The 22,084-nt window shown below is 69.6% G+C and carries 17 protein-coding genes and 1 pseudogene; 5 read left to right on the top strand and 13 right to left on the bottom strand.

Going from position 1 to position 22,084, the window contains the following annotated elements; translation table 11 throughout:
• Positions 1 to 49: 49 nt before the first annotated feature.
• Complete coding sequence (locus LXT21_RS35245) at positions 50 to 595, bottom strand: DUF3060 domain-containing protein (RefSeq protein ID WP_254042622.1); 546 nt, start codon at positions 593 to 595, stop codon at positions 50 to 52.
• A gap of 174 nt (positions 596 to 769) precedes the next feature.
• Here LXT21_RS35245 and LXT21_RS35240 point away from each other — a divergent pair, with 174 nt between their 5' ends.
• Positions 770 to 1,198: a hypothetical protein gene (locus LXT21_RS35240; RefSeq protein WP_254042621.1), complete on the top strand. Its 429-nt coding sequence runs from the start codon at positions 770 to 772 to the stop codon at positions 1,196 to 1,198.
• A 29-nt stretch (positions 1,199 to 1,227) separates the two neighbouring features.
• Positions 1,228 to 2,682 (top strand): ankyrin repeat domain-containing protein, encoded by a 1,455-nt coding sequence (locus LXT21_RS35235; RefSeq protein WP_254042620.1) that lies wholly within the window; start codon positions 1,228 to 1,230, stop codon positions 2,680 to 2,682.
• Here LXT21_RS35235 and LXT21_RS35230 read toward each other — a convergent pair.
• Positions 2,644 to 3,849, bottom strand: a complete 1,206-nt coding sequence (locus tag LXT21_RS35230) for an ankyrin repeat domain-containing protein (protein ID WP_254042619.1) — start codon at positions 3,847 to 3,849, stop codon at positions 2,644 to 2,646. The two genes, LXT21_RS35235 and LXT21_RS35230, sit on opposite strands and share 39 nt — an antisense overlap.
• A 97-nt stretch (positions 3,850 to 3,946) precedes the next feature.
• Between LXT21_RS35230 and LXT21_RS35225 the strand changes: the two genes are divergently transcribed.
• Positions 3,947 to 5,926: an ankyrin repeat domain-containing protein gene (locus LXT21_RS35225; RefSeq protein ID WP_254042618.1), complete on the top strand. Its 1,980-nt coding sequence runs from the start codon at positions 3,947 to 3,949 to the stop codon at positions 5,924 to 5,926.
• A 461-nt stretch (positions 5,927 to 6,387) separates the two neighbouring features.
• Here the strand turns inward: LXT21_RS35225 and LXT21_RS35220 are convergent, their stop codons facing one another.
• From LXT21_RS35220 to LXT21_RS35195, 7 genes and pseudogenes are all read right to left on the bottom strand, one after another.
• A complete protein-coding gene (locus LXT21_RS35220) occupies positions 6,388 to 7,911 on the bottom strand; it encodes a PKD domain-containing protein (protein ID WP_254042617.1) in 1,524 nt (507 codons plus the stop codon).
• A 164-nt stretch (positions 7,912 to 8,075) separates the two neighbouring features.
• Positions 8,076 to 10,172, bottom strand: coding sequence for a PQQ-dependent sugar dehydrogenase (locus LXT21_RS35215; RefSeq protein WP_254042616.1), 2,097 nt, complete (start codon positions 10,170 to 10,172; stop codon positions 8,076 to 8,078).
• 433 nt (positions 10,173 to 10,605) lie between these two features.
• On the bottom strand, positions 10,606 to 10,896 hold the full coding sequence (locus LXT21_RS35210; RefSeq protein WP_254042615.1) for a hypothetical protein: 291 nt from the start codon (positions 10,894 to 10,896) through the stop codon (positions 10,606 to 10,608).
• A gap of 115 nt (positions 10,897 to 11,011) precedes the next feature.
• Positions 11,012 to 11,260, bottom strand: a complete 249-nt coding sequence (locus LXT21_RS35205) for an RCC1 domain-containing protein (protein WP_254042614.1) — start codon at positions 11,258 to 11,260, stop codon at positions 11,012 to 11,014.
• A gap of 21 nt (positions 11,261 to 11,281) precedes the next feature.
• Positions 11,282 to 11,335: pseudogene (locus LXT21_RS45710) on the bottom strand (hypothetical protein); the annotation flags it as partial.
• Positions 11,322 to 11,723: an RCC1 domain-containing protein gene (locus LXT21_RS35200; protein WP_254042613.1), complete on the bottom strand. Its 402-nt coding sequence runs from the start codon at positions 11,721 to 11,723 to the stop codon at positions 11,322 to 11,324. The gene LXT21_RS35200 and the pseudogene LXT21_RS45710, both read right to left, overlap by 14 nt.
• A 108-nt stretch (positions 11,724 to 11,831) precedes the next feature.
• A complete protein-coding gene (locus tag LXT21_RS35195) occupies positions 11,832 to 14,018 on the bottom strand; it encodes an RCC1 domain-containing protein (protein ID WP_254042612.1) in 2,187 nt (728 codons plus the stop codon).
• Between the two features lie 215 nt (positions 14,019 to 14,233).
• On the opposite strand from LXT21_RS35195, the gene LXT21_RS35190 reads away from it, so the two are divergent.
• Together LXT21_RS35190 and LXT21_RS35185 are read left to right on the top strand one after the other, a co-directional pair.
• Positions 14,234 to 15,019 carry an endonuclease/exonuclease/phosphatase family protein gene (locus LXT21_RS35190; protein ID WP_254042611.1) on the top strand — a complete coding sequence of 262 codons (786 nt, stop codon included), beginning with the start codon at positions 14,234 to 14,236 and terminating at the stop codon, positions 15,017 to 15,019.
• 144 nt (positions 15,020 to 15,163) lie between these two features.
• A complete protein-coding gene (locus tag LXT21_RS35185) occupies positions 15,164 to 18,568 on the top strand; it encodes a discoidin domain-containing protein (protein ID WP_254042610.1) in 3,405 nt (1,134 codons plus the stop codon).
• An 86-nt stretch (positions 18,569 to 18,654) separates the two neighbouring features.
• On the opposite strand, the gene hflC is transcribed toward LXT21_RS35185, so the two are convergent.
• The 4 genes from hflC to LXT21_RS35165 form a co-directional block, all read right to left on the bottom strand.
• Entirely contained in the window at positions 18,655 to 19,593 is a 939-nt protein-coding gene (hflC, locus tag LXT21_RS35180; protein ID WP_254042609.1) for a protease modulator HflC, read from the bottom strand.
• Positions 19,590 to 20,657 carry an FtsH protease activity modulator HflK gene (gene hflK, locus LXT21_RS35175; protein WP_254042608.1) on the bottom strand — a complete coding sequence of 356 codons (1,068 nt, stop codon included), beginning with the start codon at positions 20,655 to 20,657 and terminating at the stop codon, positions 19,590 to 19,592. The genes hflC and hflK overlap by 4 nt, the downstream gene beginning before the upstream one ends.
• Positions 20,658 to 20,800: 143 nt before the next feature.
• Positions 20,801 to 21,490 carry a DNRLRE domain-containing protein gene (locus tag LXT21_RS35170; RefSeq protein WP_254042607.1) on the bottom strand — a complete coding sequence of 230 codons (690 nt, stop codon included), beginning with the start codon at positions 21,488 to 21,490 and terminating at the stop codon, positions 20,801 to 20,803.
• 173 nt (positions 21,491 to 21,663) lie between these two features.
• Complete coding sequence (locus LXT21_RS35165) at positions 21,664 to 22,047, bottom strand: hypothetical protein (RefSeq protein WP_254042606.1); 384 nt, start codon at positions 22,045 to 22,047, stop codon at positions 21,664 to 21,666.
• Positions 22,048 to 22,084 lie beyond the last annotated feature (37 nt).

Here is a 22,084-nt window from a genome sequence, read left to right as displayed (position 1 = left end):
CCGAAAGGGGGGCGGAGGGCTGCCCGCCCCACCTTCGCGGCGTGCTGGTTCAGCGCGCCTGGGAGATGCGGTTGTTGGTGCCGGTGTTGCTGATGCGCGGCTTCTTGCCCTTCTGGGGGCCGTGCTTCCAGACGACGCTGTTGTCGCTGCCCGTCGTCTCGATGCGGCGCACGGTGTGGGCGCTGACCTTGTTCTCGCTGCCCGTCACCTCGATGTACTCGCAGTTGCCGGTCAGGATGACCTGGTTGCTGGAGCCGACGATCTCCACCTTGCCGCCTTCGCCGCAGTCGTGCTTCACGGTGCGGTCGGAGTCGACCAGCTCGAGCGAGCCCTCGCTCTGGGAGGACGTCTCCGCCGCGTCGTCATCGTCACGCGCCGCGGCGCCGTCGGCCTGGATGTCGACGCCCCCGCCGCGAACCCGGGCCGAGCCGCCGCGAGTCTCGATGGTGGCGCCCGGCGCCTTCACCCGGACGTTGCCGTCCTTGCCGACCTTGACCGACGCGGCCTCGTCATCGTCGTCCTGGGCGCTGGCCGACATGGACCCGAGCACACATGCGATGACGATGAAGGCCTTCGACGTGAATTGGTTGCGCATTGCGGTGGACCTCTTGTGTGGATGCACGCGCAATGTACGCATCGGCGGCGAGAAGATTCAAAATCCGCGCGATTTCGCGGGAGCCACCCCCTGGATTGCAGTGGCCCTTCATCTCGGCACCCGCAGCGGCAGGGCGCATGGCGTGGATGCCGGAGTCGTGATTTCACGGACGCCGTGAAGGAAGCGGACACCTCAGGTCGGTGGCTCATCGAGCAGGCGGTCCGGCGGCTCGTGGCGGATTGGTCGTCCCGTGACGAGCAGCGTCGTCCTCATGGGACCTGGGTGCTGCTGTGGGGGCCTATCGAGAGCAATGCGGAACTCGAAGGGCCCACGGTGGCGGTGCCGCTGCTCGCGGCCTGGTTCCTGACCGGCGCCGGTTTCGTGCGGCAGGACGTGTGGCGCTATCTGCGCCACCGCGCGCTGCGGTACTCCGCCAGGTTCTCCCCGCTGGCGACGGACGTGGGCGTGCTCGAAGTGGCCCTCTACCGGGGTGGGACCGCTGTGTACGCCGCGGGCCACCTCGGACCTCGGGACGCGCATGGCCTGCGGCTGGAGCGGGATTCCGACGGCCGACTGTTCGAGCAGCGCATCTGGGTTGCGTAGAGTCCGGGCCAACACCCGGCGAGGACGAGATGTCGAACCGTGACGCGACCCAGGCCCTGCTCTCGCTCTGCGAATCGAAGACCCGCTGGCGGGACGAGCTGACCGCGGAGGCCGTGAGGAAGGCCGTGGCCGATGGCGCGGATGTGAATGCGCGCAACCGTGACGGCATGACGCCCCTGCACCTCGTCGTGCAGCAGCCGTACTCGAAGATTGCGCCGCTCCCTGGCGTGGACGTGGCGCGGGTGCTCATCGAGGCGGGTGCGGACGTGAATGCACGCGACCACCACCAGCAGACGCCATTGCTTCGCGCCATTCCCCACGACCCGGCGATGGAGGAGCGGGCGCTGGAGCTCATCCGCCTGTTGCGCGCCGCGGGAGGCCGGGTGCCCTCGGACGTGAAGGACAGGAACGCGGGGGCGTTCAGCCTGTCGACTCCGGCCCTCTATCGCGAGGTCCTGGACGCGGGCGCGTCCCTCGATGTGCGGGATGACGAGGCCCAGACGCCGCTTCACTGGGCCCTGCGCGCGGTGGAGCCCGAGCTCGTGAAGCTGATGCTCGAACGCGGCGCCGACGTGAACGCGCTCGACGGGATGGGGCGCACGCCGCTGGGCGTGGCGCTGCACACCTGGGACGAGGTGTGGGCGCCCCACGGCCAACGCGCCCGGGCCTACGTCTCCGCCGTCGGCGCGGTGGAGGCCGCGGGAGGCAAGCCACGCATCGCGTTCCCGCATGACCCCTCGGACCCGTTCGCGCCTCTCCCCATCGATGCAGACGCGCTGAAGAAGACGCTGGCCGGCAAGACGCTCCCGTTCAAGCACGCGGTGGCCTCGGCGCAGGAGGTGGCCGCGGGGCTGCACGGCTCCGGTGACCCGGCCACGGCCCTGGCCCGGCTGGACGCCCTGCGCGCCGCGCTGAGCGTGGAGGCGCGGCGCCTCCAGCTGAAGGGGCCGCTGACGCTGAAGCGCACCTTCTTCCACCACGGCGACCTGGAAGTGGACGGTGACCTGTCCATCCAGCGGCCGTTCGCGGTGACGGGGAATGTCATCGTGAACGGCGTGGTGCGAGACTCGGGGCACGACTCGCTCGTGAACATCCTGGGCGACCTGCGATGCCACGGGCTGTGCTCCGATGGAGAGCTCAACGTCCGAGGTGTCATCGAGGCGCGCGACGTGGTGCTCGGCCACCACAACGACTACCTGCTGAGCGCGGCCACCTTCCGGGCCCGCGTCGTCATCGAGGACGACCACGCCTTCGATGGCACCGTCGAGGCCACACACCACTTCGACATCAACACGTATGGCGATGACGTGGCCGATGCCCTCCGCGCCATCTTCGTCGACGAGGTGTTTCCAGAAGCGACGCCACGGATCGACCGGGAGGTGCTCTTCGACCGCATCAGTCAGGGGCTCCCTGTCTTCCGCGAGCCCACGGAGGCCGCGCTCACGTCAGTCGGCGGTGCGTCCCTGTCGCGCCGACTCCAATAGCTCACGGAGGGCCTCGGCGTGCTTGCCGCCGGTGGGTGCCCAGTCGGCGGGCATGCGTCCCGCGCGGTCGCGGATGAACGGGTCCGCACCCGCTTCGAGCAACATCTTCACCAGCGCCGGCACCGCATGGCCCAGCGCGCGCTGCAGTGGCCGTTGCCCGTCGCCATCGGCCTGATTCACGTCGGCGCCCGCCGTCAGCAGGCTGCGAAGGATGGGGCCGTGCACGCGCGCCGAGGGCTTGTACAGCGCCATGTGCAGCGCGGTGAGCCCCTTGTCCGTGCGGTGATTCACCTGGGCGCCACGCGCGAGCAACAGGTCCACCACGGCCAGTTCGCCGCTGTTCGCGGCCTGCATCAGGGCCGTCGGCGTGCCCTGGCTCATCGTCCAGTCGGGTGAGAGCCCAGCGTCCAGCATCCGCCCCACCAACTCGAGGTTTCCGGAGGCGGCCACCGAGACGAAATCCTGGGTGGCATGGGGCCCGTGCGCGATGCCGCCGGAGAACGTCCACTCGGGCTCCGTCGACGCAGCGCCAAGGGCGTCCTTGCCCATCGCCTTGTCGATGACCTGCGTGCGCCGAGCCTCCGCCGCCTGCTTCGCGCGCTTCTTGCTGCCTCGCCACAGGGAATGTGTGGCCGGGTACTTGTCCGGAGCGTTCAGGTAGCCCGACAGCGCGGCATGTCCGTTCTCCAGCGCGACGATGGCGGGCAGCTTGCCGTCGCTGTCCGCCTGCTCGCGGTTCGCTCCCACCTCCACCAGGATTCGCGCGATGTCGGTGAAGCCATGCGCCGCGGCCATCCACAGCGCGCTGGCGCCGCTCTCATCCGCCGCGTTCACGTTCGCGCCAGCCTTCACCAGCAAGGTCACCAGGTTCGCGAAGCCGTGCTCCGTGGCCGCGACCAGCGGTGGCGCGAAGGCCGCTGAATCCGGGGAGGCCTTGGCCTCGAGCAACACCCGCACGCTCGCCTCGTCGCCGTGACTGCACGCATGCGACAGCGGCGTGGCCTGATACGCGTGGAGGTCGACCTCGTCGGGGTCGGCGCCCTTCGCCAGCAGGTCCTCCACCGCGATGACGTTGCATTGCTCGATGGCCGCGAACAGGTTTTCAGGGAGGGTGGGGTTCACACCCGCAGCGTAGTTGTCTTGACGCCCGTTGCTCGTGCTTTCCATCCCGTCTCGAACCCGGAGAATTCTCGGAGGGCGATGGTGTCCAGGCCCGGTGCGATTTCCGCGCGCGCCTCTCGGGGACGTGGCAGTTTTCGGAGCCATGTCGCGTGCCCGGGAACCGAAGAAGGTGGATGTCGCTGCGCTGATGACGAAGGCGGATGCGCTGCTGGACGAGATGCCGCCGCAGCTCGAGCCCGCGATGGTCCTGCTGCGTCAGGTGGTGGCGGCCGACCCCGAGCACCTGCTGGCGCTCCACTCCTTGAGCTGGTCGCTGGACTCGACCCGGCGCGTGGAGCCCCATCGCTGGGCGCGCGAGGTGAAAGCCGAGCACTGGGGGCTGCGTGACCGCATCCTCGCGTTGACGCGAGGCACGAAGGCCGGTGGCAAGCTGACGCTCGCGCAGAAGGCCCGCGCGTTGGCCTTGAGTCAGTGGGCCGAGGACCTCGTGCGCGGCACGCCGACCGTGGCCCAGCTCGACGAGGTGGAGTCCGCGCTCGACGAGGCCGAGCGCCTGCGGCCCCTGCCGGACCATCAGCGTGGACGCCGCGGGCTCCAGGCCTGGCGCTCGCTCACCCAGGGCAAGAAGGAGCAGGGCTACCGCGAGCTGCTCTCCCTGCTGGAGGAGCACCCCGGCATGTGCGCCCAGGGCGTGACGCACGACGACGACCCGCTCAACTTCCAGGGCCTGGAGGGCGCCTTCTCCGATGAGGGCTTCCACGCGTGGTTGCGCAAGCAGAAGCCCGCGAAGAAGAAGGACAAGGCGCTCGACAAGGGATTGCTGCTGGCGGCGGGGCTCGATGCCAAGCCGTTCTTCGGCCCGGGCTACGAGGGGAACAGCCGCACGGGCCGGGTGCTGGCGCTCGTCGCGCTGGGCGCGGACTTGTCCGCGAAGGACTTCAGCGAGCACGGCGTGCTCCACCTCGCCGCGATGGTGGATGACGCTGGGCTGGTGAAGGAGTTGCTGCGATGGGGGGTCCCCACGGACGCTGTCGACGGAGACACGTCCACGCCCCTCCATGTCGCCGCCGAGCACGGCAGCGTGTCCTGCATCGCCCCGCTCGCGAAGGGAGGCGTCCCCGTGGATGCGCTCGACGACTCGGGGCGCACCGCGCTCTTCGAGGCCCGGACGGCGGAGGTGGCCCAAGCGCTCATCGACGCGGGGGCCAACCCCAACGCGGGCAAGGGCTGGACGCCGCTGCACCAGCACGCGCGCTTCAAGGAGCGCGGGCCCGTCATCCAGGTCCTGCTCGCGGCCGGCGCGGACGTCACGCTGAAGAACTCCAGCAAACAGACGCCCGTGCAGGAGGCGCTGGAGCACAATCACGCGGCCCTCGCGCAGTTGCTGGGAGCGAAGCCGCCCAAGGGCAAGGCGGGCGCCCTGGACGTGCGTCCCCTGCTGGAGGAGCTGGCGCGCCGGCGCAAGGCGGTGCTCGCGTCCTGGTACTACGAGGACAAGGACGTGGACGCGGTCGAGCAGGTCCTGAAGGGGCTCGAGCTGCAGGGGGCCACGTCCTGGGACCCGCTCGCGGCCTCGCTCCAGGGAGCGCTCCCGTGGACGGTCATGGCCGTGGTGGAGCTCGCGCGGGACGTGCTCCCCGCCGAGGAGAAGACCCCGGCCTTCAAGAAGGCGCCGCGCTTCGTCCGGGGGGACCTGGTGGTGAAGGGTGACGTGCTCCTCGACGGGCCCCTGTTGGTGACGGGAGACCTGACGGTGAACGGGGTGCTGCGCAACGCGGGGATGGAGGGGCTGCTCGCGGTAGGCGGCACGCTGCGCGTCAGCGGGTTGGACACGGATGGAGAGGTCATCGTCGGCAAGGACGTGGAGGCCCAGGTCGTCTGGGGCCACGGCAACGACGCCTCGCTCCGGGTCGGCGGCGTGTTGAAGGCCGGGGTGGTCATCGCCGACGACCACGACGTGCAGGCGAAGGTGAAGGCGGAGCACCACTACGAGAATGGTGGGTTCGATGCCTCGGACGCGGCGCTCAAGAAGGTGTTCGTGCCGCAGACCTTCAAGGGCAATGCGCTGGACCGGGAGAAGCTGTTCGAGCTGCTGAGAAAGACTGGCGCCGTCCGGGTCTAGTCAGGCGCCGCGTGGATGGCGCCACCGAAGCGGATCCGGTGGCTCCATCGAAGTGCATCAGGGGCAGGGCGTGGGCAGTTCGTGGACGATGGAATACGGGGTCTGCGTCCCCGCCCGTCTGCGAGTCTCCCCGCGGTCGCAGTCATCAGCGCCAGCCCAGACCAAATTCTTCGCGTCGGTGTCGTCGCCGATGAAGAAGGAGTTGATGCAGGGCGGAGCCAGGGCCTCCTCCTGGGTGGATGACAACGATTGCGCATCCGCCGACGTGTCGGCTCCGCAGCTCGCGACGAGCCCCATCAGGCACCGCCAGACAGCAATGCCTCGCTTCGCTTGCAGGGTGCCCCTCCATTGACTGTTCTCGGCAAGGAGAACCTCTCGAGCGCAGTCGATGCCCCGGGACACGCTCCAGGTGGGAGGGCACGCGGGCCCGTGTGTCCATGGGGACGCACGGGCCCGGGGCTTCAGCGCACCTGGCTCACGAGCCACGTCTGGGCTTCCGGGCGGCTCCAGAACTCATCCCAGCCACTGTGGGTGGTGCCCGGCGTCACCGTGACTTGAATCTCCCCGGTGTAGTTCGGGCACTGGCGCAGCTGCATCAGCACGCCGTCGGTGGGGTTGGTCCACTTCCACGCGTTGAACGTCCCGTCGCCCGAGTTGCCCGAGGCCCACAGCGGGAAGTCCGCGATGCTGCACAGCGGATTGGCCACCGGCGACGTGTACGCCAGCGGCATCCCGCCCGCATAGGTGCTCCGGTACTTGAGCAGCTGGTCGTTCACCCCCGCCCCGCCGAAGGACAGGCCTGTCATCGTCACGCGGTCCGGGTCGATGTTGAAGCGGGTGATGGCCTCCAGCACCAGCGCGTGCGTGAGGTCCACGTTCCAGTACGTGTCATACGGCGGCGTCGCGCCGATGCGCGGCGCGTGCGGCGCGATGACCACGGCCGGGTACGTGGTGACCAGCGCCTTGCCCGGGATGAGCTGCCGGATGAAGCCCTCCGGCTGCGAGAGCACCGTCGTGTGGTCCGAGCTGAGCGTCGTGCCGCCCCGGCCATGCAGCGACAGGACCAGCGGGTACTTCTTCAGCGGGTCCGCGCCGTACTCGAGGGGCAGGAACACCGCCGTGTCATACGTCCCGCCGCGCGACCACACGTGAATCTTCCCCGCGCGCGCGTCCGCCGGCTGCGTGCCCGCGTGCACCTTGACGCTCACCGTGTCCGACACCGAGGCGCCGCCGTTGTCCGTGGCGGTGAACCGGAAGATGTACGTGCCCGGCGTCAGGTTGCTCGCCGTCGCCGTCCGCGTCGTCGCCCCCGTCAGCGTGGCCGTCGTCGGACCGAAGGCCTGCTGCCACTGGTAGGAGGCGATGGTTCCGTCCGTGTCGCCCGCCGTGCCCTGGAGCTGGACGGAGCTGGCCGGCTGCACGATGGCCGTGTCGTTCCCCGCGAACGCCGTGGGAGGCTGGTTGGCCAGCCGCACGCCCCTCAGCTCCAGCTCCCGCACCCGGCACAGGCCGTCGGCCGACGCGCGCTTGCACGACAGGCGCACGTAGCGCGTCTCCAGGGGCTGCGCCAACTGGAGCGTCCAGGTGGGCTGGGTGTTGTTGGTGATGGCTCCACCCGGCACCGGCTCGAAGGCGGCGGTGGCCGCCAGGCGGTGCTGGAAGTCGAAGTCGAGCATCTGCTGGCCCACGGTGTTGTCGCGGCCCGAGTACAGCGTGATGCCCTCGAGGCGGTGCACGGCCTGCAGGTCCACCTCGATCCACTCGGGCGTCGTCGCCGAGGGCACCGAGGCTCCGGCCCACCGGTCCTCCGTGTTCAGGATGCCGTTGAAGGCCTTCGCGTTCGCGAACTGCGTCGGATACCCGTTGGGGTGAATCGAGGACGCCGTCGAGGGTTTGTTGAGCGCGACGTTTGTCGTCTGCGCCCAGGCGGGGAAGCCGACCAGCGAGAGGACCGCGGCGAGGAGGCTCGGGGGATGCCAGCGCATGAGAGAGGAACCTTTCGAGGAGGGGCGGCACGGGGGAGGGGAATTCGCCACCGTGTTGCAAACGCAGCTGGGCGTCGGAAGTCGCAGGGGATGAAGGTGGGTGCCAGGCGCACCCGCCGCTGTCTCCGGTCCGTGACGCACCGGAGACAGGGGCCGGCGATTCGCTACTGTCCGAGCACGACGCGGAAGATGCGCTCGTTGCTGTTGTTGGGGATGCTGTCCTTGTCACCCTGGTTGGTGGTGGTCAGCCAGAGGTGGCCGTCCAGGGTGGGCTCCACGGTGCGCAGCCGGCCGTAGGTGCCGACGAAGAACTGCTGCACGTTCGTCAGGTCCGTGCCGCTGATGACCTCGCGGTAGAGGCGGGTGCCTCGGGCGCAGGCCACGTAGAGGACGTCGCGGACCACGGCGATGCCCGAGCACGAGCCCGCCGCGGTGGTGTAGGTCTGCTTCGGCGCGATGTAGCCGGGCGTCGCGCAGCCCGAGCCGCCCTGGGACGACGTGCCCTCGCAGTTGGGCCAGCCGTAGTTGCCGCCGCGCTGGATGAGGTTCGTCTCGTCCATCACCGAGTTGCCGAACTCCTGCTCCCACAGCCGCCCCTGCGAGTCGAACGCCAGCCCCTGCGGGTTGCGGTGGCCATAACTCCACACGTAGTTGCCGAAGGGGTTGTCGGACGGGACGGTGCCGTCCGCGTTGAGCCGCAGCACCTTGCCGGCCAGGTTGTTGATGTCCTGCGCATAGGCCGCGTTCTGCGCGTCACCGGTGGCCGCGTAGAGCTTGCCGTCCGGCCCGAAGCGCAGCCGCCCGCCGTTGTGGAACTTGTTGCGGCCGATGCCCTGCAACAGCACCTGGAGCGACGCCGTGTTCAGCGCCCCGTTCTCGTACCTGAGCCGGACGATGCGGTTGTCCGTGGGGGAGGTGTGCATCACATACAGCCAGCGGTCCGTGGCGAAGGTGGGGGAGAGCACCAGGCCCATCAGCCCGCCCTCGCCGTCGGTGCTCTGCACGTTGGGCACCGTCCCCACCGACGTCTTCACCCCCGTCACCGGGTCCAGCCGGATGATGTCCTGCGCGTCCCGGCGTCCGTAGAGCACCGTGCCGTCCGGCAGGTTCACCAGGCCCCACGGGATGTCCGTGTCGGTGGCCACCTGGGTGACGGAGCAGACGGGGTTGGTGCACGCCTGGCCCGTCGTCACGCTCGCCGTCGTGCTCCTCGCGGACGCGTTGCCCTGCGCGTCCCGGGCGAGCACCGCGTAGACGTAGGCGGTGTTCGCGGACAGGCCGCTGTCGACGAAGGTCGTCGCGGGCGGGGTGCCCGGCACCGTGGCCACCTGCACGCCACCCCGGAACACCGCGTACGCGCTCACGCCCACGTTGTCCGTGGACGCGGTCCAGTTGAGCGTGACGCTGGTGCCCGTGGCGGTGGCGGTGAGGCCCGTGGGGATGCTCGGCGCCTGGGTGTCCACCTGGCACGGCGGCGGGGTGATGCTCAGCGTGGCGCTGCCCTGCGAGACGTTGCCCGCGGCGTCGCGCGCATTCACATACAGGCCCCACGTCGCGCCGGGGACCACCGTCAGCCCGGTGGACAGGACGGCGCCGGAGACGGACTTCATGAGCTGACCGTCATGATAGACGTCATAGAAGGCGATGCCCTGGTTGTCCGTGGACTCGGCCCACGAGAGCGTGGCCGTGTTGCACGTCAGGTTCGTCACCACCAGCCCCGTGGGCACGGTGGGCGGCTGGGTGTCGGCTGGCAGGTTCCACTGCTGATTCGTCTGGCCGTTGCAATCCCAGACGACGACCGGCGAGCTGTTCGCCGTGGCCGCGCCGGACACGTCCAGGCACAGCGAGGTCGCGGTGTGGACCACCGTGCCGTTGGGGTTGCGGACCCAGCGCTGGCCCGCCGCGCCCGTGCAGGCGCTGATGACCGCGCGCGCTCCGGCGGTGGCGGTGGCCGGCTGCACGCACCAGGCGCCGTCGAACACGCGCAGCTCGCCCTCGGGCGTGAACAGGTACCGCTGGTTCCCCTGCCCGTGGCAGTCGTAGATGTTGATGCCCTGGCCCGACGTCTGGCTGTTCTGGGACACGTCCAGGCAGCGGCCGGACTGCGCGCTGATGAGCCGCGTGCCCGCCGTCACCGCGGCGGACTGCGACTCGAGCTCCGAGCCGCCGGGCTCCGGAGTGGCTTCACAAGCGGCGAGGGTGGTGAGACATGCGGCGAGGATGATGCGGCGTGCTGCGACGGGCGACGGACGACGAGTCATTGCCACGCTCCTTGTTTTCCGTCTTCTTCACGGTATCCAGGTGCGGGCTCAAGCAATCTTCAGGTGTCGTGCGCCTCGGATGTTGAACTCCGGGCATGAGCGGCCCGCGTCGTGTCGCACCTCGAAGCGGGTTTTCGCAATCCGATGACATCTTTTCGGCGGGAGCGGATCCCCACGCGCGCGAAGGCTCGGCGCTGAAGCCAGACGGGTTCGAACCCCTCGCCGCACCGCCTCCTGAGCAGCTCCATCAACTTCTCGCGCCTGGGACAGAACGCGCTGCGCCCCAATGGCGGGGCCTCCACCGCGCCGGACACGCGGCCCCAAGGGGCGCCGATGCCCGTGCCCTCGGCTTCGGAGGGGATGCAACAGGGCTCGCGGTGAGACACGGGGCGGATGGGTTTCCCGCCCCGTGCTTCAGTTGTGCGAGACGGCCTCAGGGACAGAAGCAGGCGCCCCGGCAGTCGAAGTCGCGATAACAGATGTTGGTGCCACACGCGGCGGTGCAGGACTCCAGCGTGCCGTAGTAGTTGCTCATGGGGTTACAGGTCCACTTCTGCGGGCAGATGGCCATCGCGGAGACCTCGCCCTCGGAGCGGGGCGACTCGCTGGTGACCGTCTCCGACGCGGGGGCCTGCTCGGGCTCGACCGGCGCGCCGCCACCGCAGCCGGTGATGGAGAGCGTGAGGGCCGCGACGACAGCGAAGAGAGACGAGGTGATTCGCATGGGGGACTCCTGGCGTGCGCTGTGGAGGCCAGCAGGGGATTGCTGGTTTTTGCACGCTATTCCATGAAATCCAGCTGTCGCAACACATTGCCCTCCAGTGGCGGAAGTGGAGGGCTCAGTCCAGCAGGGAGGGCGCGGGCGTGAGCGTGTCGAAGGCCTGCCCTCGGGCGAGCTGCCCGTCGGAGTTGTTGCCCCAGGACCAGAGCGTCCCATCCGGATGGATGGCGAGCGTGTGCTTGTCGCCCACCGCGAGGGACGTCACGCCGCTGGTGATGCCCAGCACCGGGATGGCCTCGTCCAGGAAGTCCGTCGTGCCGTCGCCCTTCAGCGCGAGGGCATGCGTGCTCCCCGCCGCGATGGCCACGACCCCTTCCAGGCCGGGCACCTGCGCGGGCGTCGCGCGGGTGGCTCCCGCGGCGGGGTCGTCAGGCGAGCCCAGCTGTCCCCAGACGCCCTGCCCCCCACGTCCACACGGTGCCGCCCGAACGCAGCGCCATGGAGAACGTGCTGCCCGCCGCCACGGACAGGGCCCCCGTCAGCCCGGGGACCTCCAGGGGCGTCGCGCTCCCGCTGAGGCCGTCCCTGCCGAGCACCCCCGCGAAGTTCCTCCCCGAGGCCCACACCGTCCCGTTCGAGCGGATGGCCAGGGAGTGGTTCGCGTTCGCGGCGAGCTTGACCCGTGGCCGGATGCGCGAAATCGCCGCTGTCTGACTGTCTTCAACTCCGCGCTCGATACCCGACTCCTGCTGACCACAGCCCACGGTCAGCAGGAGTCCCAACGTGAGACCCAATACATTGTGCAGCCGTGATGACGACGGATGTGACATTCGACCCTCGTGTGTGATTGAAGCGGCGTCCAGACGAGGGCTCGGACTCCTTATTTAATTAGGAAAATCCGAGAAGGCTGCGGTCTTGGGTGACCCTTGCCTCCGTCATCAAGGCAGCCGCGTGAGCACCGGGGTGAGCTGGTCGGTCGGCGCGCCGTGGCCGAGCTGCCCATCCGAGTTGCTGCCCCAGGACCACACGGTTCCGTCGGGCAGGAGGGCGAGCATGTGCTCGTCACCGGCGGCGAGTGACGTCGCGCCGGCGGTGACGCCCTGGACGAGGACGGGCTCGAAGCGGGCGCGGGTGGTGCCGTCCCCCAGTTGTCCCCGCGTGTTCCTTCCGCCGGCCCACACCTGGCCGTCGAGGCCTGGCGCCAGCGAGGTGAAGGGTCCGGAGACGACGTCACGCAGCCCGGTGACGCTCATGGGGACCACGTGGGGCTCCCCATCCTGCAGGCTCCGCATCCCCGCGCCCGCGGAGTCCAGGCCCCAGGTCCACCCGGTGCCGTCGGACTTCACCGCCATCACGTGGTACTCGCCCCCGGCGATGGCGACGACGTCCGTCAGCGTCAGTACCTGGACGGGGGCGGCGCGGTCCTCGAAGGTGCCGTCGCCGAGCCGCCCGTCGGCGTTGAGCCCCCAGGCCCACGCCGTGCCGTCATGGCGCACGGCGAGCGAGAGCTGATTCGCCGCGACCACCTTCGCGACGCCGTCCAGGTTCAGCACCTGCACGGGCGTCCAACTGGGGAGCGTCGTGCCGTCGCCGAGCTGCCCCACCTCATTGTCACCCCAGGCCCACACCGTCCCATTGTCGGCGAGCGCGAGGGCGTGGCTGGCGCTCGCGGAGATGGCGACGATGAAGGGCAGGGGCTCGACGCGGCGCGGAGTGTCGGAGTGTCGTCCCCAGGCCCAGACCGCGCCGTCATGGCCGAGCGCGAGCGAGGTGCTGCCCGCCGCGCTGATGGCGGCCATGCCCGCGAGGCCCGGCACCGGGGCGGGTGTGGTGCGAGCCGCGAGGGTCCCGTCGCCCAGTTGGCCGTACTGGTTGTGCCCCCAGCCCCACACCGTTCCATCGTGGTGGAGCGCCAGGGCGTGCGCACTGCCCGCCGCCACCTGGAGCGCGCCCACGGGGGCGTCTGGAACGGGGGCGGGCGTGGTGAAGCGGGTGAGCGCGCCGTTGCCGAGCTGGCCATCACGGTTGCTGCCCCAGCCCCAGACGCTCCCATCGCTGCGCAGCGCGAGGACTGAGTGGGGGCCCGCCGCGACGGCCTGGACGCCCGTGAGCCCTGGCACCTGGAGCGGCGTGGCGCTGGACTGCTTGACGCCGATGCCCAGCTCTCCCAGGGCGTTGTTCCCCCAGCTCCACACCGTTCCATCGGACTTGAGGACCCGGGTGGTGTCCTCGCCCGCGATGACGTCGAGGAGGCCCGTCACGCCCTCGATGAGGGTGGGCGTGGTCCGGGTGCCCTGGAGGACGAAGTCCGAGCCCCAGCCCCAGAGGGTTCCATCCGAGCGGACCGCGAACGCGCTCGTGCTCCCCGCCGACGCGGCGATGACACCGCTCAGCCCCTGGATTCGGGCGGGCACGGCGCCATGGACGTACGTGCCGTTGCCGAGCTGTCCCGTCCGGTTCAGGCCCCAGCTCCACAGGGTGCCGTCCGAGCGGAGGGCGAGGGAGGTGCTGAAGCTCGTCGACACGGCGAGGATGCCGGACAGGCCCTGCGCCTGGACGGGGACGCGGCGCGCGGTGGTGGAGCCGTCACCCAACTGGCCATAGGTGTTGTTGCCCCAGGCCCAGACGGTGCCGTCGGTCTTCACCACGAGCGTGTAGTCGCGGCCCGCCGCCACCGAGGCCACGCCGGTGAGCCCGGGAACCTGAATGGGCGTGGTCCGGGGGAGGGTGGTGCCGTCACCCAGCTGGCCCTGGCCGTTGTGGCCCCAGGTCCAGACGGTGCCATTGGAGCGCAGCGCCACGGAGTGGTTCCTGCCTCCATCCACCGCCGTCACCCCCGTCAGGCCGATGACCTGGACCGGCGTGGAGGTGCTGATGAGGTCGCCGGTGCCGAGCTGTCCAGATTGATTGTCCCCGGAAGCCCACACCGTGCCGTCCGCGCGGATGGCCAGTGAGTGCTGGTCACCCAGCGCGATGCGCGCCCGAGGGCGTGCCCTGGAGATGGCCGAGGATTGGAGGTCCTCGGGTTGGGAACGGGCGTCGGAGGGACCGCAGCCCGAGCCCAGGATGAGTCCCGCCACGAGGGACAGGACGGTGCCCCACTTCGATGTCGCAATGCGTGTCATGTGATTGTCTCCTGGTGTTGCGTGGCGTCCGACGCCCCCGGGTGTCTGTGAATTCAGTGGATGGGTGCGAAAGGGTTTCAAAGGTGTCTCATGTGGCGCCCTGGCCACGGTGTGTCCCGTTGTCCACGGTGCTCGCTCCAACTGCTCGAGGCGCTTCTTCAGAGGGCGCCCGCGCTCCCGGGGCCGTGGGCTCGGGGTTTGCTTGGATGGGAGGGATGAGTCCTTCCAGCCACGTCGTGTCCCTTGTCTGTGTTGTCCTCGGTGGCGCGCCTCCACCCGCGCCAGCGCCCGTGCGGGTGATGGCATACAACGTCCTCTATTCCTCGCCGGCGGAGGGCATCGACAAGTCGCTGGAGGTCATCGAGAAGGAGGCGCCGGAGGTCCTGTGTCTGCGCGAGTTGACGCCTGGGTTCGCGGCGGCCTTCCGGAAGCGATTGGGGAAGGACTATCCCCATCTCAAGCTCATGCCCCGGAAAGGGGGGTGGGGCGTGGGGCTCGCCAGTCGACACCGGTTGCGGCGGGTGGAGCGCTTTGCCCAGAAGCCCCACCGCATGCCTGGGCTCGAAGCAGACGTGCTCGTTGGTGGGCGGACGCTGAAGGTGGCCTGTCTCCACCTGATGCCGCCGGGGGCCACGCATCGGCGGGAGGACGGCCTCCTGGAGACGATGCGGAAGAACGCGACCCTCCGCAAGCAGCAGGCCGAGGCCCTGGTGGAGCGCTATTCGAAGGCGCGCGGCCCGGTGCTGCTGTTTGGCGACATGAACGAGTCCCGCACGCAGGAGGCGATGACGACCTTCGCCGCCGCGGGCTTCGCGCATGCCTGTCATGGGCCGGACGCGCTCTGTGGAGACACCTGGCCGGGCGCGGCGTCCGTCGTCCCCAGCTTCGTGGAGATTGACCACATCCTGGGTCGGAACCTCTCGCTGTCGGGCGCCAAGGTGCTGCATGGGGGAGGCTCGGACCACTTCGCGGTGCGCGCGTCCGTCGCGTTCCCTCCGTGAGCACTCCGTCCCTCCAGGCGGAGGTTTCGTCACGGGCCAGGGCGGTTACGTCACACCTTTTGTGTTGTCATGTTTTACACGGGGTACGAGTCACTGCTCCCGCGCTGCCGGCGTCACCGGCGGCCCGTAGCGAGGAGCGTGTGCATGCATCGCCCGATGTCTTTCAACAGCCTCTTCCTGGCGAGCGCCCTCACCCTGGCCTTCGTGCCCGGGTGTCAGGACGCCCCGTCCCCCATCGACCCCACCCCAGAGCCGCTCGGCACCGTCTCGCAAGGACTCGCCTGTGGCGGCAGCCTCATCCCCGTCATGTCGGCCCGCGACAACCCCGTCAGCGGCCTCGTCATCGCCTCCAGTGAGGCCAGCGCGTCCAATCCCGCCTGGCACGCGGTGGACGGCAGTGACAGCACCATGTGGCTCACCGCGAGCGGCCAGTCCACCGCTTGGCTCACCTACGAGTTCTTCGACGGGCCGCGCACCCTCTCGCACTACGCCATCAAGTTCTCCAACGGCTCGCTCACGAACCGCGCGCCCCGCGACTGGACGCTCCAGGGGTGGTCCGGCAGCGCGTGGAACACGCTGGACACCCGCACCCTCCAGACGAACTGGGGCGGCGCCGAGGAGCGTGAGTTCTCCATCACCACGCCCGGGGCCTACCGCAAGTACCGCCTCATGGTGACCGAGGACAACACCGCCGGCACCGGCGTGGACGTGCTCTCCATCGGCCGGCTGAGCTTCTACAACTGTGCCTGCGCCACCATCGTCAATCAGGTCCCCGTGATGACGAGCGCCACCGCGCCCTCCGGCACCGTCGCGGGCTCCGGCTTCCTCCAGGCGGGCAATGAGCCGTGGAAGGCCTTCGACAACGTCGACACCTCCGCGTCCATGTGGCTGTCCTCGAAGGCGACCCCCTCCTGGCTCTCCTACGAGTGGCCGGGCGCCGCGCGCATCCTCACCCGCTACGCCATCAAGTTCCCCAACGGCGAGGCGGTCACCCGCGCCCCGAAGAACTGGACCCTCCAGGCCTGGAACGGCTCTTCCTGGGTGGTCGTCGACACGCGCGTGGACGAGTTCAACTGGACGAGCGCGGAGCGACGTGAATACCCGCTCAGCGTCCCCAGGACCTTCACCCGCTTCAAGCTCGACATCACGGATGACAATGACCCGCGCACCGGCGTGGAGACCGTCTCCATCGCGCGCCTGGAGTTCCTCGGCTGCGAGCGCGACACCGTGCCGCCCATCGTCCCGACGTTCTCCGGCTTCACCCCGACCTCGCCCGGCACCCAGACGGCCGTCACCCTCAACGGCGCCACCGAGGCGAACGCCACCGTGCGCCTCTTCTCCGGAGGCACCTGCGCGGGCTCGGCCATCGCGAGCTTCACGGCCACGAGCGCGGGCGCCTTCTCCCGCGCGCTCACCGTGACGGCCAACGCCACGAGCACGTTCTCCGCGAAGGCGGAGGACTCTGCGGGCAACGTCTCCGCGTGCTCCGCCGCCGTCAGCTACACGCACGACAACGTCGTGCCCGCCACCCCCTTCCAGCTCGCCTTCGTCCCCAGCGCCACGGGCACCACGCTCACGCCGCAGCTCACGGGCCGCACCGAGGCCAGCGCGCTCGTGCGTCTGTTCCTGGGTCCCACCTGCGGGGGGGCCCCGCTGACCACCACCCCGGCGAACGCCACCACGGGTGCCTTCAGCTTCACCCCGACCGTGACGGCCAACGCGGTGACGAGCTTCTCCCTGCGCGCCGTGGACGCCGCGGGGAACGTGTCCGTCTGCTCCGCGTCGGTGTCGTTCTCGCATGACACCGTCGCGCCGGCCGCGCCGACCTTCACCGCGGGGATGGTGCCCCTGTCCCAGAGCCCCATCGTCGCGGGAATCCGCGTCCAGGCCGAGCCCCGCTCGCGCCTCTTCCTCTTCATGAACGATGGCTGCCTGGACCCGGTGAGCGCCGAGGTCGCGGTGGACAGCAGCGGCAACGCGCTGGTGCCCCTGACCGCGAGCCAGGTCGGCGTGCCCGCCTCCATCCGCATCCAGGACCCGGCGGGCAACCTGTCGCCGTGTGTGTCCGTGGAGGAGCGCTGTTTCGCGGGCTTCCTCGACTGTGATGGCAACCTGACCAACGGCTGTGAGACGCCGGTGATGGACGACCCCGCGAACTGCGGCGCGTGCGGCACCGTGTGTGGCGGCGCTGCCTCCGCCAGTGGCGTCTGCGGCGCGGGGACGTGCGGTCTCGCCTGCGCGGTGGGGACGTTCGACTGTGACGGCAGCCCCCTCAATGGCTGCGAGTCCAGCACGGCCTGCGCGCCCGGCGTGTGTCAGGTGTCGCCGGACCGCGAGCTGCTCATCACCGCGCTGCCCGTGGTGGAGGACCCGGTGCGGACCACCAACGGTGGCGTCTGGACGTTCGGCACGCTCCTGCGGCGCATGAACGGCGGACAGAACCCGTCGGAGATGGTGCGCACGTGGCTCAAGACGTGGGAGACGAACCAGGTCATCGCCGGCCTGCCCGTCGCCGCCCGCTCGCGCATCCTCCCCGACGTGCTCACGCCCTGGGAGACGCGCAGCGGCGGTCCCTCCGCTCCGCTCGACTTCGACACCGCGCCCTTCCGGCTGCTCGCCATCGTCAACCGCATCGACCTGCGCAGCGAGGGCGCGCACTCGGGCGAGGGGCGCTTCGTCTTCGGCGTCACCACGCCCTCGGGGCAGGACCTGCCCTTCACCGTCATCCTCGAGTACATGCTGCCCGGTGACGGCCCGGAGGACATCCAGCGCTGGGCGCGCGACTGGCACGAGCTGGGCTCGCTGCCGCTGGGCAGCCCCGCCTACAACACGAAGCTCCAGGCCATCACCGACCGCTTCACCCAGCCCTTCATCGCGCAGGGTCGCTTCATGGGCAGCGCCATCCACCAGGTGCGCACCAACGAGAACGCGCTCAACCCGCTGTGGGAGCTGCGCGAGTTCCACTTCGGTCCGAGCGGGCTCGTCCCGGCCCCCGTGGCCCTGACGCCGGAGCTCAGCCTCAACGGGTCGCCCCGGCTCGAGAGCTTCGTGCAGGAGAACGCCGCGGCCATCCTGGCCGGCACGCACGAGGTGCCCTCGCTGTACCAGGGACAGGCCTTCGTCGCCGGCTCGGCGATAACGCCCTTCGGCCTGGCGTGGTTCGTCCCTGGCGCGGACCCGGAGGTCCGGCATCGCTTCTCGCTGAACACGTGCAATGGCTGCCACGCGGGCGAGACGCAGACGCCGTTCCTCCACGTCTTCCCGCGCCCCGCGGGAGCCCCCTCGTTCCTGTCGCCCTTCCTCCTCGGGACGCAGTCCGTGCCGGACCCGCTCACGGGCATGCCCCGCGTCTTCGACGACCTGGGCCGACGGGACGAAGACTTGGAGACCCTGGTGTGTGGCGCGCCGCAGTCGCTGGCGCCGAGCCTGGGCGCGGTGGGCGAGGGGTTGCTCACGCCTCGCTCCCTGAGCGGCTCGATGGCTCCGAAGCCCGCAGCGGTGCCGGGCTTCCCGCCGCGCTCGAATCTGCCGCCGGGCCGCGTGCACTGACGCACGCACGTCGCCGGAAATGAACGGGCCGGGCTCCATGTCATGCGCATGGAGTCCGGCCCGGGTGGTTTCGCGCGGAGGCGCGTCTACTTCTTGGAGCTGCGCAGGTAGCGATAGAACTCCGAGTCGCTCCCGAGGAAGAGCGAGGTGGAGCGGTCCATCACCTGGGGGTAGGCCTCCAGGGTGCGCATGAACTGGTAGAACTCCGCGTCGCGACCGAAGGCCTCGGCGTAGATGCGCGTCGCCTCGGCGTCGGCCTTGCCGGTGATCTCCTGCGCCTTGCGGTAGGCCTCGGAGCGAATCTCCTTCAGGTCGCGCTCGCGCTGGCCGCGAATCTCCGCCGCCCGTCCCATGCCCTCCGAGCGCGAGCGCTCCGCGGTGCGCCGCCGCTCGGAAATCATGCGCTCGAAGACCTTCACCTGGACCTCGTCGACGTAGTTGATGCGACGAATCTGCACGTCCACCAGCTCCACGCCGAACTCCTTCACGATTTCCGCCGCGCGCAGGCGAATCTGCCGGGTGAGCTTGTCGCGTCCCTGGGCCACCTGCTCCAGCGACTCGCCGCGCTCCTCCTCGGTGGTGTACTCGTCGTCCTCGAACGGGCGGTTGGTGGAGCGCACCGCTTCAATCAACGCGAAGGACGCGATGGTGTTGCGCGTCTCGCCGTCGATGATGTCGTCCAGCCGGGACTGGGCGTTGCGCTCGTCGCGCAGGCGCTGGAAGAAGCGCAGCGGGTCGACGATTCGCCAGCGACCGAAGGTGTCCACCCAGATGTACTTCTTGTCCTTGGTGGGAATCTGGTTCGGGTCGCCGCGCCAGTCGAGCCAGCGCTTGTCGAAGCGGTTCACCGTGTCGACGAAGGGCTGCTTGAAGTGCAGGCCCGGCTCGGTGATGGACTGGCCGCGGGGCTGGCCGAAGCGGGTGATGACGGCCTGCTCGTGCTCGCTCAGGGTGTACGTGCTGGAGAAGCCCAGGACGATGGCGAGCACCGCGACGCCGAGGACAATCGTTGCCACGCGGCTCATCGGTGGGCCTCCGTCGTCTGCGCCGCGCCGGCGGCCGCGGAGTCCGGGCCGTCCATGCGCAACATGGGCGTGAGCCCCTTGAGGTTCTCATCCATGACGACCTTCTGCCCGGTGCTGGTGAGCACCTGGCTGACGGTCTCCAGGTACATGCGGCGGCGGGTGACCTCCGGCGCCTTGCGGTACTCGTCGTAGACGCGGGTGAAGCGCTCGGCCTCGCCCTTGGCGCGGTTGACGCGCTCGATGGCGTAGCCCTCCGCGGAGCGCAGCGCCTCCTCGGCCTCGCCCTTGGCGCGGGGAATGGCGCGGTTGAGCTCGGCGAAGGCTTCGTTGATGGCGCGCTCCTTCTCCTGGATGGCCTGGTTGACCTCGTTGAAGGACGGCTTGACGGGGTCGGGCGGGTTCACGTCCTGGAGGACCACCTGCTGGATGTCCACGCCCGTCTCGTAGCGGTCCGCCAAATCCTGGAGGAGCAGCTTGGACTGCGTGGCCACCGTCTGACGGCCCGTGGTGAGGACCTCGTTGACGGAGTGGTCACCCACGACGGCGCGCATCGACGCCTCGGAGATGTCTCGCAGCATCCCCTCCACGTTCTTCACCTTGAAGAGGTACTTGTACGGGTCCTTGATCTTGTATTGGACGATCCACTCGACCACGGCGACGTTGAGGTCTCCGGTGAGCATCAGGGACTCGCGCTTCATGTCCGAGCCGCTGGAGGCGTACGACGTGTTGCGCGAGCCCACGGACTCGGTGCGGAAGCCGAACTCCGCCTTGAGCTGACGCTGCACCGGCACCTTCACGATGCGGTCGATGCCATACGGCAGCCGGAAGTGCGGACCCGGCTCCACCGTGTCCACGAAGCGCCCGAGCCGCAGGATGACGCCGACCTCGTCGGGCTCTACCTGCGCGTAGCTGGTGAACAGGCCCACCAGCAGGGCCAGGGCCGCGCCACCGATGAGCAGCCGGCGGCCCAAGCCTCGTTTGAGCTGCCTGCGCAGCTCATCCAGTACATCCCCAGGATCCCGGCCATTCGGCTCGGGCTTCAAGACGCGTGGGTCCCATGCCATCCTTCAGTCTTTGGACTACATAACATCCGGATGCAAGCGGTAACCCGGTCGCCGAGTGAAACAAGGGGCCCCCCGTTTCCTGGTGGCCCCTGCGAGGTGGCGGGCACTCCCTTCAGGAGCGCCGCGTCACGCGCGATGTCGGCTCAGGGCGTGGTGTAGCAGACCTCCAGCGCGGGCTGCTGGGAGAAGGGGTACTCGAGCTCGCTGCCGTAGAAGTGGGTGGGCACCGAGAGGACCTCTCGGGTGGTGGTGAGCACGAAGCCGTGGTTCGGGCGCCGGCGGGCAATCCAGGCGTCGACGAGCGGCGAGACCTCCACGCTGCGGGCGCTCAGCACCACGCCCCCTGAAATCTGCGTGGTGGCCGCGGCGTCGTACGCGCCGTTGAAGCTGTTCCAGGTCACCGTGTTCTCGGTCCAGGGCGCGGTGGCCCCACGGACCGCGACGGTCCTGGGCTGGGCGACAGCGAAGAGATGGAGCGTGGCGGAGTGGAGGGTGCTGTTGGCTGGAATCGTGCCGAGGTCGAAGCGCAGCAGGGTGTGCTGGCGGGTGTCGACCAGGGGGGGCACGCTGACATGCTCCACGCCCAGCAGGGGCGTCCAGCCGAAGTTGGAGTCGGGCGACGTCGACACGATGGTGGTGTCCTCCACCGTCCAGCCGAGGCCACGAGAGAACGTCGTGCAGACCCTGGCGGCCTGTGTCTGCTGAGCGGCGTCCTGCTCGGCAGCGGGCTCCTCGAGCCCGGCTCCGCAGGCGGACACGAGGAGTGGGACGGACAGCAGGAACAGCCGGCGGACCGTGTTCGCGGTGGTGGGTACATCGCGTCGGGTATGCATGGTCTTTCCCCTGGTGACGTCCCAGACGCGGGTTGATGCTGTGTTTCAGGGCTGGGAGTCGCGGCCATCATCGATATCGCCGAGCGCTGTCGACAGTGCCGCGAAGGGCAAGGTGTTATCGCATACGGGATGGGGCCTGCCCCCCGAGGGCCGCTGTCGACACCGTCCTGGACTCAACGGGCGGGGCGAGGGCGGAGGATGGGTTTGACCTTGAGGGCGAAGACACCGAGCACGCTCAATGCCTGTCCCGCGAGCATCACGAAGCCCAGGGTCGACAAGGTGGCGGAGTGGACGAGCATGAGGGCCACGCTCCCCAACACCCACGTGCCGTCCACCAGCAGGTGCACCAGGAGCATGCTCGCGGCGACGGGGGACTGCGTGGAGGCCCAGACGTTGATGCCGGCCCAGGGCACCAGGAACACCCCCAGGCCGAACAGGAAGGACGGCGGCAGCGTCCAACCCGCGAGCGTGGTGAGTGGCGTGGCGACGAGCAGCAGCGCGCAGCCCATGCTGATGGCGGCGAAGGCATCCAGGCGATAGACGAGGCGGTCGTTCATGGGGAATCCTCGGGTGATGGGATGCTTCGAAGACTCG

This window comes from Myxococcus guangdongensis (genome assembly GCF_024198255.1).
In the GTDB taxonomy this organism is placed as follows: Bacteria; Myxococcota; Myxococcia; order Myxococcales; family Myxococcaceae; genus Myxococcus; species Myxococcus guangdongensis.
Note: the sequence above shows the minus strand (reverse complement) of the source record. Positions and strands in the feature narration are given on the sequence as shown.